A 12,872-nucleotide genomic window follows, 5' to 3' on the forward strand; every position below is an offset into this window, starting at 1 on the left:
GATTATTCTATCACAAATCCGGACAGACTACAACCGTACCCGACTGCGCACAAAGGCTGTGTATCAGCGCTTTTTACGCCCTTTTCAGGGAAGGCGGATTTTTTTCGGAATTTATTTTGCATTTTTTCAGAAAAACTATTGACAAACCGGTCCATATCGCGTATAATAAGCAAGCACTCTTCAAGAAAGCATAAAGAACGCAACGCCGTTATGGGAGCATAGCTCAGCTGGGAGAGCATCTGCCTTACAAGCAGAGGGTCACAGGTTCGAGCCCTGTTGTTCCCACCATAAAATGGCCCGGTAGTTCAGTTGGTTAGAACGCTAGCCTGTCACGCTAGAGGTCGTGGGTTCGAGCCCCATCCGGGTCGCCAGAGTGTGCCTTTGTAGCTCAGTTGGTAGAGCAGAGGACTGAAAATCCTCGTGTCGTTGGTTCGATTCCGACCGAAGGCACCACACGCGGGTTTAGCTCATTTGGTAGAGCGCCACCTTGCCAAGGTGGAGGTAGCGAGTTCGAGCCTCGTAACCCGCTCCAAAAAAAGGGGATCTTTTGTGTCACACAAAGTCCCTTTTTCCATATACTAAGTATATGGAGACGGCGCCATAGCCAAGCGGTAAGGCAGGAGTCTGCAAAACTCTCATTCCCCGGTCCGATTCCGGGTGGCGCCTCCAAATCATTTTGAAAGACCTCTTTCGTTAGAAAGAGGTCTTTTTTACGTTCAAAATTCGATCCGCCTATTCAAGGATCTTTTCGACAAGTGAAATCCGGGTTCCCGGTCGAAGGTCTGGGGAAATAGCGGCAGGTACAGAAATACCTGCCGCTATTTGCGGTTTCAGCCGCTTTTCGGAATATGACAGGCTTCTCACCCCTGTTCGACCCGTTCAAAGACATCCGCGATGGCGCCATATGCGCTTGCATATTTTCCAAGGGTGGCCAGGCTGATTTCGGCGTGCATCGGGGAAAGACTAAAAGCAGTGTCGCGAATCTCCTGGATAACTCCGGACATCGCCTCAATAACCGGTCCCCCCAGGATCACCCGTTCGGGATTGAGCAATCCGATGAAATTTGCCAGAACAACCGAGAGCTCCAGAACAAATTGAGAAACGGTCTCACGCGCCAGGATATCCCCTGCGCAATAGGCGTCAAAGAGCGCCTGACAGCTCCCGAATGTTTTTGACAGGGTGTGTGCGGAAACCTTCTGTTCAAAAACACCGGTTTCCCCCAGCACATTAAACCGTTTTTGGCGGATGTCATCGGTTCCGATCTGATAGCAGATTTCCCCCGACAGTGAGTGGCTTCCATCAACGACCTTGCCGTTGCAGATGACCGCCCCTCCGACGCCGTTCCCGATCGAGAGAAACAGCATATCGTCGGTTCCTTTGCCCGCGCCCAGCCAGCGTTCTCCCAGAGCTGCGCAGTTGGCGTCGTTGCCCAAAAAGACCGGGTATGGGAACTGGGATTGCAGAACCGAACCGGCATTGTAGTGGTGCCAGTTCAGGGTTCCGGAATGGAGCACGATGCCTTCGCGGGTGACGGTACCTGGCACGCTGATGCCAAGACCCGAGATCGTCTGGTCGGCAAGGCCGCTCTCCGAAATCCCGTGTTGGATGCGCTCGATCAGCGCGGAAAGCTGGTTCGTAGAGGGGAAGGTGGTCTTAAACACACAGCTTCCAAGCAGATTGGTTATGACCAGCAGGGTTTCGCTCCGGGCGATCGAAACCCCGATTCCATAGGCGGAGTCAGGGTTGAAGCCGAGCATCCAGGCGGGCCTCCCAGCCCCCTTTCCTGCTGTGCATTCTCCCAGATCAATAATCATGGACTTTTTCAGAAGGTCCTCTACGATCAGCGAAACGGTGGTTTTGCTCAGAGAAAGCTCCCGCGCGATTTGGGCGCGGGAAACCGGCTGACATTCCTTAATCATGTCAAGCACAAGCGACCGGTTGATTTTTTTGATGAGTTCTGCTCTGGCAGCTCTCTTATTTCCGGACATGACATTCTCTCCAATAAAAGTTGTCCACTTAATAATACGGATTACAGACTAAATCTGTAATAACAGAAAATCTCATAATTGTATTATATTATAAATAGAAATTTAGAGAATGTCAATAGAATAGAAGGTTGTTTTGTTGGATTTTACCGTTAAAAATTAAGGTCATGTAAACAAAACCGGTTTTTTATCCAGAACTGTGCACAATGGTTCTTGACAAAAGATATCCCTGTGTTATAATGGTTGCAAATAAATAATCCATATCATTTACTAATTAAGGCGGAAAGAGAGAGGGGAAGATATACTGTGTGCAGGCGGATGGCTGGTCTTCTTGCTTTCCTGGAATTAAGGTGATCGTCTTTTTTATGTCCTATCTGGCGCCGGGCAGCCCACTGGACTATCTGCTTGCCGATCCCACGATCTCTGTGGAAGAACTGATATGTACGCTTTCGCGCGGGTCCAAAGCGTGCGAAACCAGGGAACGCAACTTCTCATCAAGCATACGAAGCAACAGGTTATAAGCATCCCAAAGGGTTTGCCATCTGTGAAGAACAGGCGGCAGGCCCTTTTCTTTTTTCCAGCCTGCTGTAACAGAATGGAAACGGCAGGAGCCAATGCGGTGGAAGGCTTATCATGCGTCCTGGTTCGCATTCCGAAGCCAATGGGCCTGCTCACAGGCATTTGCCTGCTGTTTGGAAACAGGATTGTTTTCAAGTGAGTTGACGATATATCAAGTGGTATTTTGGGGAATCCATGCACAAAAAAATCAAATGCTCATAAACTGGTAGTGAGTATAGCTCAAAACAGAACTAGGAGGATTCATATGGCAGAGCAAAGAACAGCTCCGGTCACCGCGACAGGGGCGAACTGTTTTAAGGAAGCGGTATGCATTGACGCCGGTCGGATCTACGACTCTTGTACTGAATGACATGATCCAAGATAACCGACAGACGATACCCAGTCCGGCTGGCTGCGGTATCGGTCCGGTTAGGCGGTTTTGCGTTTCAACGCCGCAGCATGAGACCGGGATGCCCCCAGTTTATGTCCTGTCCAGCGCACAAGCCCACATGGTTTCCCACGAGTGAGTTGGCCCCGCCGACAGGAGCTTTGTTTTTGGCGGTCGGCGCGGCGTCCCGCATCCAGCCTGTTTGAAGCGAGAAAAGTGGGCGTCCCTTTCTGGCGGAAAAAGGAGCCATTTCGATTTTTCAAACCCGGGTCAGCCAGAATCCCGGACAGAGCGCCGCCATTGCAGGCAGGTTCTAGCCGAAGCACTCCGGAAATTTTCTGAGCGCTTCATAATAGGAGATTCCGAAATGCGCGTAGACCGCGAGGTAGAGGATGATGTCCTTTGGGGTATGGATTTCCTCCAACGGGTCCCCAATAACCACTTCCTTCATCTTTTTTTCCTTCAGCTCCCAGCAGCGGCGGGCGGCTCTCTCAATATTTCTGGTGATATTGGCCTGAGAATCACCCAACTGTCTGGCCACTTCAGGATAAATCTGCTTGGTCACCCGTATGTCATAAACCGAGAGCTTCTCCTCCAACAGCAGCTTTTCCATGACCGTAACCGCGCAGCTCAACGCCTTGAATTCTTTTCCTCTCTGTCCCAATACTTCATAAATACGTGCTTCTGTCTGTGTCGTGGCAATCCAACCCTTTCCTGCAACTGGTATTCATAACCGGGTCATTTCGGGTAGGCGAAAGAACTGTCCAGCTGGTTGTGAATACGGCTTCTTAGAGTTTTCTTTTTATAATAGAGTAAAAACGGCAGTGACAGACGAAAAACGATGTTATACGACATAATACGACAAATCTATTGTCGCATTCTTAAATAGGAGAAGTGGTTTTATCAGGATTTTCGCAGGGGATAGAGGTGGTGCAAATATATACAGGAATTGACTGAAAAATGAAAAGATATCTTTTTAAGTCGAATTTTAAGTCTAAAAAAGATATATTTTGTCCATCCGCTCTTTTTTACTTTATGCTGTTTCTAAATGACGATAAAAGGGGGTGAGCATTGTGACAACAGTTGAATCTCAGATTTATGAGTTTTTGAGAAAGGGTGGAAAAGAGTTTAAAGCCCTGTCCTGTGCGATTATGGTTATGGAAAGGCTGTTGTTTGAAGAAAAGAAGTCGATCTATGATATTCAGGTGACAAAGGATATCTATCCCGAGGTTGTAAAGCTAATGGGGGGCGGGCCGGCAAGCGTCACCAGGAATATCGCCCGGGCAGCGAGGAAGTGCTGGAAATCGCAGGAGGCACAGATACGGGAGAAAGTCATCGGAGAGCCCTGTGAGGATATGCACGCCCCAAGAGACCTGATCCTCTATCTTGCGGTTTACGCGCATTTTGGGATTCCCTATTATGAAGCGATCCGCAAATTTCCGGGGGATTTTGGCTGACGGGACACCGCTTCCTACAATACGATCTCCGGGGTCCTGCATATTGTTATGATAAGGATTGTTTAACCGACTTGCAGGTGTTCTTTACAGACCGGGCGCAGCCGGTAATTGATAATGCGCTGAGCGTCAAATGTAAAGATGTCGAGATTATCACCGTCTATCTGGATGTCGAGCCGGTTCCATTCAATAAGGGGTTTTATTCGGTCGATATTACCTTCTTCTTTAAGGTAACCCTCAGCGCATACAGCTCTCCGGTGGTGCCTCCGGCGACAGTGGTTGGGGTAGCGGCATTCTCCAAAAAGGTGATCCTGTTTGGAAGCGACGGCAATGTCAAGGTTTACTGTTCGACGGACCCCCGTAATTGCAGTGAACACGACAATACCAACATGCCCAAGGCAAGTGTACACACAGTGGACCCAAAACAGGGGGGAACAGAAAAGGGGAGGCTGCCAGTTTGCAGTCTCCCCCCGGCATGTGCCCGGACGATTTATCATCAGAATGCTTCTCAAGAAAGAATCTGGACATCCTATTGAAGTCCTTGGATATTGTCTGCGACAGACCGCCAGAAACGGTTCTGTTTCACCCTCCACAGTTAATCAATGCCGGCCCTGTCAGCCGCAGCTATGCCCACCGCAGCCATGTTCCCCGCATGAATGCCCATCCTCATGATGGCTGTGTTCATGGTGGCTGCACTGGATGCCCGGGTTGTAAGAAAGATTACCCGCCAGAAATGCCTTTACAGCGTCATCCGCAGGGCAGGAAACCCCGCCGTAGAGCTGAATCCCAGCCTGCGCCAGGGCGGTTTTGGCCCCGGCGCCAATCCCCCCGCAAAGCAGCACATCCACCTTTGCGGCTTTCAGAAAACCGGCCAGTGCCCCATGGCCGCTCCCACTGGTATCGGCAAGCTGCTCTTTGACTACCAGCCCGTTTTCAACGTCATAAAATTTAAACTGTTCGGTATGTCCAAAGTGCTGGAACACCTGGCCATCCTCGTATGGAACTGCAATTCTCATCATCAACACTCCTTTTTCCGCAATCGTTTGCCTGATTTGGCTCCATTGACAATGCCGTACACAACCGTGTCCCCGTTCCCCCTGGCAGATGCGGTAATGCCCGCCCGCAATGACCAGTGCCTTTCCGTTGACCAGGACGTCGGAGAGCTTAAACCGCGCGGATTCGTAGATCTCTGTTACGGTGGTGCGGGAGATTTCCATCTGTGCGGCACACTGTTCATGCGTCCTTTTTTCGTAGTCAACCAGCCGGACCACTTCGTATTCGTCCACGGTGAGAACGGTGATGCCTGTATGCGTTTCGCCATTGGGGATAAAGCCACAGTAGGCCGGTTCCATGCAAACCCTCCGGCATCGGCTCGGTCTGGCCATGCGGTCACCTCCATTTCAGAAGCTATTATCGACATATGTCGATAATAGCATACTGCATATAGCGGAAAAAAGCAAGCCCTTTGAGACGCTCGTGGAAAATGAAAAAACGGTGTGACCCTGAGATCACACCGTTTCCGATCAAAAATACATGGGAACCCACCTGGGAATGAACCGGATTTTAGAACCCGGTCTACCGCATCAGCATCGAAACCGCATTGTAGGCCATCATCTGTTGGGCATTCTTCATCATTGCGATCGAGGTCGCATTGAGCGCCATGCTGATGCTGCGGTTGGTCGACTCTTTTGCAATATCCGCGTCCATGATCCGGGAAAGCCCGGCCTGAAGGTTTTCATTGGTGTTGTCAAGCGCGTTGATCGTGCTGGCAAGGCTGTTTTCGGTTGCGCCGAGGTTTGCACGCTGGGAGGAAACCCGGTCGGTCGCGCTGCTGATCCGGTCCAGTGCGCTCTGAGCGCCGCTGAGGGAGGAAAGGTCAACCTTATCCAGCCCAAGCGAAGCGGCGGAAAGCTTACCGGCCTCGACCGTAATCTGCTCGCCCGCGGTCGCGCCTACCTGCATCTGCTGGGAACTTCCGTCAAACGGCTTCAGACCGTTGAAATCGGTCGACTGGCCGATCCGGTCGATCTCGCTCGAAAGCTGTTTGTACTCCGCCTGGATCATATTGCGCTCGGTCGAACTGAGAAGGCCGTTGCTCGCGCGGGTCGCCAGCTCGGTCATCCGGTTGGTGATCGAATGCACCTGGTCCATCGCGCCCTCCGCAGTCTGAATATAGGAAATCGCATCCTGTGCATTCATGCTGGCGGTCGAAAGGCCGGTGATCTGCGCGTTGATCCGTTTCCCGATCGCAAGCCCCGAAGCATCGTCGCCCGCGCTGTTGATCCGGTATCCGGACGCAATCCGGCGGATCTGCATCGCCTGCATCTTCTGCGCGCCCGAGAGCATCCGCCGCATCGACTGTTGTAAACCGACATTGCCATTTACTTTCATAAAACACAACCCCCTGTCATATGGAGTGAAAGATTCTTATCCATTTCCAGTATACTAAAATGATCCTGAAAATGCAAGTAGCTGCGGAAAGATTCTTGGAAAATTTACCGGTCTGTGTTAGAATATTTTTGAATCGCAGGCTGTTTCCGGGGAGCAACCGGGAAAAGGGAGGTGCGGACGATGCAGAATCCGAAGGAAATCCGGAAAAAACAGTATTTTTCGATGGACCCCAAACATCTGGTTGGCGGGCTGGTGGAAAAGTGCGTTACCCATGCGTCGGGGGCAAGGCTGGCGATCGAGCGGAAGGAGTTTGCGCAGGCGAATGAGCATCTGAAAAATGCACAGGATATCCTGATACAGCTCCAGTCGCTCATCCCCAAGGACGGGGACGAGACTTCTCAACAGGGAAGGCAGGTGCTGGGGCTGTTGATCCGGGAGCTTTTTTTCTGCAACATCAATAAGGATGCCGGGCGGCTGGATGAGGCCATAAACATTTTGAACCGGCTTGCGAGCGTCACCCGGTGCGACCAGTGAAAGATGGACAGCCCGCCCCGCATAGACTTGGGCGGGAGGTGTTTGGATGGCACAGAAGAGAAAGCCGCAGTTTTTCTGGATCGACCCCAACCCGCCGGGGGCGGTCGAACAGAGGCTGGAACAGTTGTTTGTGGGCAGGCTGCTGGACGGGTACGCGGAATTGACGAACCGCGGGGAAGATGGTAAAATAAAATGCGATAAGGCTGGTGAACCGGGATGAGGCTCGCGGCCTACTGCCGGGTGAGCACCGACCGGGAGGCGCAGCTCGAATCGCTCGAAAACCAGAAGGCATTTTTCGCGGAATTTGCCGGGAAGTATGGGCATGAGCTGGTGCGGGTCTACGCCGACGAAGGGCTTTCGGGCAGGCAGATGTCCAACCGTAAGGCGTTTTTGCAGATGCTCTCGGATGCGGAGACAGGGCTGTTCGAGATGGTCGCGGTCAAGGATATCAGCCGGTTTGCCCGCAATACGGTCGATTTCCTCTGCGCTACCCGGCGTCTGCGCGCATTGCGGATCGAGGTGCAGTTCCTCTCCAACAGCCAGACCATCCTCGGCGGTTCGGAATTTGTACTCACCCTGTTCAGCGCGCTGGCACAGGAGGAGAGCGCCAACCTCTCCAAACGGGTGCGGTTCGGCAAACGGGTCAACGCGCGCCGGGGCAGGGTGCCCAACCTGATCTACGGCTACGACCAGCTGGACACCTTTACCCTCGCGGTCAACCCGCAGGAGGCGGAGGTTGTCCGGCGGGTGTTCTCCCTCTACCAGAACGAGGGAATGGGTGCGCACCGGATCGCGCTCCTGCTCAACGGGGAGGGGGTCCCCGGGAAGAAGGGCGGGCGGTGGACCTCCAAGACGGTCCGCCGGATGCTCCGCAACCCGATCTACTGCGGGATACTGGTCAACAACAAATATGAGACGGTCGATTTTCTGACCGGTCGGCAGGTCCGCCTGCCTGCTGACCAGCAGTTTGTCCACGAGCGGCCCGCTTATGCGATCGTCCCGAAAGCCCTGTTTGAGCAGGTGCAGCGCACCGCTGACGCGCGCGCCGGCCAATATGCGGCCAACGAGAGGCACAGCAGCAGGCATCTGTTCAGCGGGCTGATCCGATGCGGGAGCTGCGGGCATCTGTTCACCCGCAGGCAGTATACCTACCGCAATACCTTTCTGAAATGGGGTTGTTCGGGGCATAATCAGTATACGGCAGATTTCTGCCCCAACGCCGTTTCAATCGACGAACAGATGCTGCTGGAGGAATTGGAGCGGTTCCTTGACCGGGCAGTCCCTGACCGGGAAGCGTTTTTGGAGAGGGTTGCCCGGATATGCAGGCGCTCGGACAGAGCGTCGGACAGGTCCGATGCGGGGCGCAGGCTGGCGCAGCTCAACCGCCGGGCGGAGCGGTATCGGGCCATGTGTGCCGATGGGCTGATCGGATTCGAGGAGCTTGCACGTCAGGTCGCCTGTCTGGACGCGGAACGGGAGCGGCTCTGCGGCAGGCTGCGGGAGGATTGCCCGGAGGCCGACTGGACGTCCCGCGTACGGGAGCGGTTTGCTCTCCCCGGCTGGACCAATGCCGACCTGCGGGAACTGATCGACCGGATCACCGTCTTTCCGGACGGACGGGTGGAAATCGCAGTGAAACCCCTGTTTGGGGGCAGCGACACATGTGGTTGACCCGATGTGTCTCGACAGCAAGCTGGTTGAATGCGGGCCGCAGCGGATGTTCGACAGTGGCGTGACCCTGCCCGCCTCGGTCTGCGCCAAGTTTGACGGCGATTTCGCCGCCTGTAAACCCCAGAAGGTGGTCCTGATTACGATCGGCCTGTTCACCATTGTCCAGCTCGAACGGAGTGTGCAGATGATGATTCCTGCATACGACTACGCGGTCCCGGACAAAGAGGGCAGCACCAACACCGGCTCGGACGATCCATGCGAGGTGTTCAAGAAGATCAAATTCCCGGTGAACCAGTTTTTCCCGCCCAAATTCAACGAAATCGGGCAGGCTTAACCGACCGGGTGCGGCAGCGTGCGGATAGGGAGCAGGCAGAACCTGCTCCCACGCGCCGGGCCTGCGAAACCATACAGGAGGAAGTTATAAACCATGCCACAAGTTACCCTGCTTACCCATACCCCCGCCCCCGAGCGGACGATTGCGGCTGCGGCCAGGCTCTGTTATTCCCCCGCGTCCATCGCCGACCTGCTGGACAACCTCTCGGATGAAAAAGCATCCGGTTTTGTCGGGATGCTCGCCGAGATCGGGCACGAAAGCCCGATCGAACATGCCAGCTTCACCTTCGGGATCGAGGGGGTCTCCCGCTCGCTGCTCGCGCAGATCACCCGGCACCGGATCGCATCTTACAGCGTCCAGAGCCAGCGGTATGTGCGGGAAGACGCGTTTGCGTTTGTCACCCCGCCCCAGATCGCGCAGAACCCGGAAGCGCAGGCACTGTTTGACGAGGCTATGCGTTCGGCACAGGACTATTACGACCGGATTGCCGCCCTGCTGAAAGCGGACCATACCGCCCGGCTCGCCGCCGCTGGGGTGCCCGAACAGGATGCGGTGCGTCAGGCGGAAAAGCTGGCGATCGAGGATGCGCGGTTTGTGCTTCCGAATGCGTGCGACACCAAGCTGGTGGTCACGATGAACGCGAGGAGCCTGCTCAACTTTTTCTCCCATCGGTGCTGCAACCGGGCACAGTGGGAGATCCGCGAGGTGGCCGACCGGATGCTCGCGCTGGTGAGCGAGGTCGCGCCGACCCTTTTTGCCAAGGCTGGCCCTCCCTGTGTGCGGGGCGGATGCACCGAAGGGAAGATGTCCTGCGGCAGGCCGGAAGAGGTCCGCGCCCGGATCGCCCGGCTCAAAGAGGAGGCGCAGGGATGAACGGGACCCTGATTGTGATCGACGGCCTGGATGGCTCGGGCAAGCAGACCCAGGCCCGGCTTTTGCGGGAGCGACTGGAACGGGAGCGGGTGCCGGTGCGGGCGATCAGCTTCCCGGATTACGGGCAGCCCTCCTCCGCACTGGTCCGGCTCTATCTGGACGGGAGGTTCGGGCAGGCGGACGAGGTTTCCGCCTATGCCGCCAGCAGCTTCTATGCGGTGGACCGGTTCGCAAGTTACATGCAGTTCTGGAAGGATGACTATCTTTCGGGGCATACTATCCTTGCCGACCGCTACACCACCTCCAATTTGATCCATCAGATGTCCAAGCTCCCGCGTGAGGAGTGGGGGCGGTTTATCGCGTGGCTGGAAGCCTACGAGTATGATGAGATGAAGCTCCCACGGCCGGACCTGGTGCTTTATCTGGACATGTATCCGGACGTTTCACGCGAGCTGCTTTCGGTGCGCTACAGGAGGGATGAACGGAAAAAGGACATCCACGAGGCCAATTTCGCCTATCTCCAGCGGTGCAGGGGCTGTGCGCTCTATGCCGCGGAACGGTTTGGCTGGCGGGTGATCCCCTGTTCGGACGAGCGTCGGCCGTTTGGGATCGAGGAGATTGCAGAGCGGGTTTATGAGGCGGCAGCCGCCTGTATCCGTAGGCCATAGACCAAACTTACAGGCGCCCGCGCTTTCCTCAGAGCACGGAATGCTTATCCTGTGAAGCGCTTTTTCGGGTGAATTGCCGCGAGGTGGCAGGCGGAGGCTTCTTGCAAGAGAGAAAGCCCCTGCTCCCGGGAAAGATAAAAAGGTATAGAAAAGGGATGTACACCATATGCTGGAGTTTCAACCGATTACCCTCAGCGATCAGGAATGGATCGCGCCGCTGCTCGCGATGTCCAACCGGCGCGGGAGCGAATACACCTTTTCCAACAACTACGTCTACCGGACGATCTATCAGATCGAGGTCGCCCGGATGGAAAACTACTATCTGGTCCGCTCCCGCAAGGATGGGGAACCGCCTTTCTATCTCTTCCCGGCGGGCAGCGGCGACCTCGCCCCCGTGATCCGGGCGATGCAGCTTGACGCACAGGAACGCGGATTTCCCCTGCTCATCAGCGGTGCGGTGAAAGAGGATGTCGCGCAGCTCGAAACCCTCTTCCCGGGTGTGTTTTCGTTTGAGGAAGCGCGGGATAATTTTGACTACCTTTATGAGAGCGAATCGCTCATCACGCTGGCGGGCAAAAAGCTGCATTCCAAACGAAATTTTATCAACCGGTTCAAGGCGGAGCAGGAAGGGAACTGGCGCTATGAGCCGATCGACGCGCGGAACATCGGGGACGCATGGAGGATGAACGTCGAGTGGTGCGCCGAAATGGGGTGCGGGGAGGACCCGAGCCTGCTGGAGGAGTCATGCGCGGTGCGCAACTGCTTTGAAACGTTCGATGCCCTCGGGCTGCGGGGCGGGCTCCTGCGGGTAGGGGACCGGGCCGTCGCCTTCTCGATGGGCAGGCCGCTTTCGTCGGACACGTTTATTGTGCATATCGAAAAGGCGTTCGCCTCGGTAGCGGGCGCCTACCCGATGATTAACCAGCAGTTTGCTGCGCATAACTGTGCGGAATACCGATATGTCAACCGGGAGGATGACGTGGGGGACGAGGGGCTTCGCAAGGCAAAACTCTCCTACCGCCCTGCCATCCTGCTGGAGAAATATCTGGTGTCCGAAAAGGGTGCAAAACAATAGAGGAGGCGTTTGGCAGATGATCCGATTTGCAGATGAAAGTATGCGGGAGGCGCTGCGCCAGCTCTGGCACGAGTGCTTTGGGGACAACAATGATTATGTTGACCTGTATTTTGCCCAGCACGACATTGCCCGGCATACAATGGTGTTCATCGACGGGGAAACCCCGGTTTCGATGCTCTCGCTTCTGCCGATGACGGTGGTGACCCGGGCGGGGATTCTGCCTGCGCGGTACATCTATGCGGTGGCGACCAAGGCCAGCCACCGGGGGCGGGGGATCAGCACAAAGATGCTCGAAGCCGCCCACAAACATATGCGGCAGGCGGGCCTGAAACTTTCGGTGCTCGTCCCTGCGAGCGGGCCGCTCTATAATTTCTACGGCAAGCGGGGGTTTGAGGCGGCGTTCTATGCAGGGCACACGATTGTCACCAGGGATCAGATCCCGGAATACAACGGGAGTTTTGCGGTCAGCGAATCAACGGCGGAAGAGTTTATGGGCATCCGGGAAAATGCGTTTTCCGGGCGCACGATGTTCGTCCGGTGGGATGGGGACGCCCTCTCCTACCGGCTGACCGACACCGCATTCAATGGCGGCGAAACCCTCACCCTCACCACCGGGGGGGCGCGTGCGGTCGCGGTCTGCTACAGCCGGAGCGGGTCGGTGCTGGTCAAGGAGCTTGCGCTCGATGGAATGACGATCGAAACCGCATTGGCCATCCTTCAGCGCAAGTATGACGCGCAGGAATACCATCTGCGCCTGCCGATGGACATCGAATGCCCCTATCCGCTTGAGCGGGTCGCTTCGGGTGCGGCCTACTGGTACGACACCGACGCAAAAGCCCGGACATTCAGCACCGATGGCAGGGCGCCCTATATCAGTCTGGTATTGGATTAAACAGCAAGGCCCCTGGCCGCCCTTTTGGGCAGCGGGAGAAATTGGTCAG

Annotated in this window: 14 protein-coding genes and 5 tRNA genes; 15 read left to right on the top strand and 4 right to left on the bottom strand. The window is 55.4% G+C overall.

Going from position 1 to position 12,872, the window contains the following annotated elements:
- Window positions 1-212 precede the first annotated feature (212 nt).
- From C814_RS06340 to C814_RS06360, 5 genes are all read left to right on the top strand, one after another.
- Window positions 213-288 (top strand) — tRNA-Val (locus tag C814_RS06340).
- A gap of 6 nt (window positions 289-294) precedes the next feature.
- A tRNA-Asp gene (locus C814_RS06345) sits at window positions 295-371 on the top strand.
- Window positions 372-377: 6 nt separating this feature from the next.
- Window positions 378-453 (top strand) — tRNA-Phe (locus tag C814_RS06350).
- Window positions 454-456: 3 nt separating this feature from the next.
- Window positions 457-532 (top strand) — tRNA-Gly (locus tag C814_RS06355).
- A 62-nt stretch (window positions 533-594) separates the two neighbouring features.
- Window positions 595-669: transfer RNA gene (locus C814_RS06360), tRNA-Cys, on the top strand.
- Window positions 670-860: 191 nt separating this feature from the next.
- On the opposite strand, the gene C814_RS06365 is transcribed toward C814_RS06360, so the two are convergent.
- Both C814_RS06365 and C814_RS06370 read right to left on the bottom strand, forming a co-directional pair.
- Window positions 861-1,988, bottom strand: a complete 1,128-nt coding sequence (locus C814_RS06365) for an ROK family transcriptional regulator (RefSeq protein WP_016314795.1) — start codon at window positions 1,986-1,988, stop codon at window positions 861-863.
- Window positions 1,989-3,244: 1,256 nt separating this feature from the next.
- The gene (locus C814_RS06370) at window positions 3,245-3,595 is read right to left on the bottom strand and encodes a sporulation initiation factor Spo0A C-terminal domain-containing protein (RefSeq protein WP_147407907.1); all 351 of its coding nucleotides are present in this window, start codon (window positions 3,593-3,595) and stop codon (window positions 3,245-3,247) included.
- A gap of 409 nt (window positions 3,596-4,004) precedes the next feature.
- On the opposite strand from C814_RS06370, the gene C814_RS06375 reads away from it, so the two are divergent.
- The gene (locus C814_RS06375) at window positions 4,005-4,388 is read left to right on the top strand and encodes a sporulation initiation factor Spo0A C-terminal domain-containing protein (RefSeq protein ID WP_016314798.1); all 384 of its coding nucleotides are present in this window, start codon (window positions 4,005-4,007) and stop codon (window positions 4,386-4,388) included.
- A 71-nt stretch (window positions 4,389-4,459) separates the two neighbouring features.
- On the top strand, window positions 4,460-4,921 hold the full coding sequence (locus C814_RS21980) for a hypothetical protein (protein ID WP_016314799.1): 462 nt from the start codon (window positions 4,460-4,462) through the stop codon (window positions 4,919-4,921).
- Window positions 4,922-4,999: 78 nt separating this feature from the next.
- On the opposite strand, the gene C814_RS06385 is transcribed toward C814_RS21980, so the two are convergent.
- A complete protein-coding gene (locus C814_RS06385; protein WP_031219374.1) occupies window positions 5,000-5,770 on the bottom strand; it encodes a DUF134 domain-containing protein in 771 nt (256 codons plus the stop codon).
- 190 nt (window positions 5,771-5,960) lie between these two features.
- Complete coding sequence (locus tag C814_RS06390; protein ID WP_016314801.1) at window positions 5,961-6,776, bottom strand: flagellin N-terminal helical domain-containing protein; 816 nt, start codon at window positions 6,774-6,776, stop codon at window positions 5,961-5,963.
- Between the two features lie 180 nt (window positions 6,777-6,956).
- Here C814_RS06390 and fliS point away from each other — a divergent pair, with 180 nt between their 5' ends.
- The 8 genes from fliS (at window position 6,957) to C814_RS06425 (ending at window position 12,823) form a co-directional block, all read left to right on the top strand.
- The gene (gene fliS, locus C814_RS06395) at window positions 6,957-7,310 is read left to right on the top strand and encodes a flagellar export chaperone FliS (protein WP_016314802.1); all 354 of its coding nucleotides are present in this window, start codon (window positions 6,957-6,959) and stop codon (window positions 7,308-7,310) included.
- A 46-nt stretch (window positions 7,311-7,356) separates the two neighbouring features.
- Window positions 7,357-7,530: a hypothetical protein gene (locus tag C814_RS23365; RefSeq protein WP_016314803.1), complete on the top strand. Its 174-nt coding sequence runs from the start codon at window positions 7,357-7,359 to the stop codon at window positions 7,528-7,530.
- Complete coding sequence (locus tag C814_RS06400; RefSeq protein ID WP_016314804.1) at window positions 7,527-8,981, top strand: recombinase family protein; 1,455 nt, start codon at window positions 7,527-7,529, stop codon at window positions 8,979-8,981. The genes C814_RS23365 and C814_RS06400 overlap by 4 nt, the downstream gene beginning before the upstream one ends.
- Window positions 8,974-9,315, top strand: coding sequence for a hypothetical protein (locus C814_RS06405; protein ID WP_022788172.1), 342 nt, complete (start codon window positions 8,974-8,976; stop codon window positions 9,313-9,315). The genes C814_RS06400 and C814_RS06405 overlap by 8 nt, the downstream gene beginning before the upstream one ends.
- A 93-nt stretch (window positions 9,316-9,408) precedes the next feature.
- Window positions 9,409-10,188 (top strand): FAD-dependent thymidylate synthase, encoded by a 780-nt coding sequence (thyX, locus tag C814_RS06410; protein ID WP_016314806.1) that lies wholly within the window; start codon window positions 9,409-9,411, stop codon window positions 10,186-10,188.
- The gene (locus tag C814_RS06415; protein ID WP_016314807.1) at window positions 10,185-10,856 is read left to right on the top strand and encodes a dTMP kinase; all 672 of its coding nucleotides are present in this window, start codon (window positions 10,185-10,187) and stop codon (window positions 10,854-10,856) included. Before thyX ends, C814_RS06415 begins: the two co-directional genes overlap by 4 nt.
- A 166-nt stretch (window positions 10,857-11,022) precedes the next feature.
- Window positions 11,023-11,931: a DUF2156 domain-containing protein gene (locus C814_RS06420; RefSeq protein ID WP_016314808.1), complete on the top strand. Its 909-nt coding sequence runs from the start codon at window positions 11,023-11,025 to the stop codon at window positions 11,929-11,931.
- 16 nt (window positions 11,932-11,947) lie between these two features.
- Window positions 11,948-12,823 (top strand): GNAT family N-acetyltransferase, encoded by an 876-nt coding sequence (locus C814_RS06425; protein ID WP_016314809.1) that lies wholly within the window; start codon window positions 11,948-11,950, stop codon window positions 12,821-12,823.
- The last annotated feature ends 49 nt before the right edge of the window (window positions 12,824-12,872 follow it).

It is taken from the genome of Anaerotruncus sp. G3(2012) (assembly GCF_000403395.2).
Classification (GTDB): Bacteria; Bacillota; Clostridia; order Oscillospirales; family Ruminococcaceae; genus Anaerotruncus.

What these genes read in the sequence shown, in the direction of transcription:
- C814_RS06365 (WP_016314795.1), bottom strand. Translation starts at nt 1,988, where the DNA reads ATGTCCGGAAATAAGAGAGCTGCCAGAGCAGAACTCATCAAAAAAATC.
- C814_RS06385 (WP_031219374.1), bottom strand. Translation starts at nt 5,770, where the DNA reads ATGGCCAGACCGAGCCGATGCCGGAGGGTTTGCATGGAACCGGCCTAC.
- C814_RS06390 (WP_016314801.1), bottom strand. Translation starts at nt 6,776, where the DNA reads ATGAAAGTAAATGGCAATGTCGGTTTACAACAGTCGATGCGGCGGATG.
- fliS (WP_016314802.1), top strand. Translation starts at nt 6,957, where the DNA reads ATGCAGAATCCGAAGGAAATCCGGAAAAAACAGTATTTTTCGATGGAC.
- C814_RS23365 (WP_016314803.1), top strand. Translation starts at nt 7,357, where the DNA reads ATGGCACAGAAGAGAAAGCCGCAGTTTTTCTGGATCGACCCCAACCCG.
- C814_RS06400 (WP_016314804.1), top strand. Translation starts at nt 7,527, where the DNA reads ATGAGGCTCGCGGCCTACTGCCGGGTGAGCACCGACCGGGAGGCGCAG.
- thyX (WP_016314806.1), top strand. Translation starts at nt 9,409, where the DNA reads ATGCCACAAGTTACCCTGCTTACCCATACCCCCGCCCCCGAGCGGACG.
- C814_RS06415 (WP_016314807.1), top strand. Translation starts at nt 10,185, where the DNA reads ATGAACGGGACCCTGATTGTGATCGACGGCCTGGATGGCTCGGGCAAG.
- C814_RS06420 (WP_016314808.1), top strand. Translation starts at nt 11,023, where the DNA reads ATGCTGGAGTTTCAACCGATTACCCTCAGCGATCAGGAATGGATCGCG.
- C814_RS06425 (WP_016314809.1), top strand. Translation starts at nt 11,948, where the DNA reads ATGATCCGATTTGCAGATGAAAGTATGCGGGAGGCGCTGCGCCAGCTC.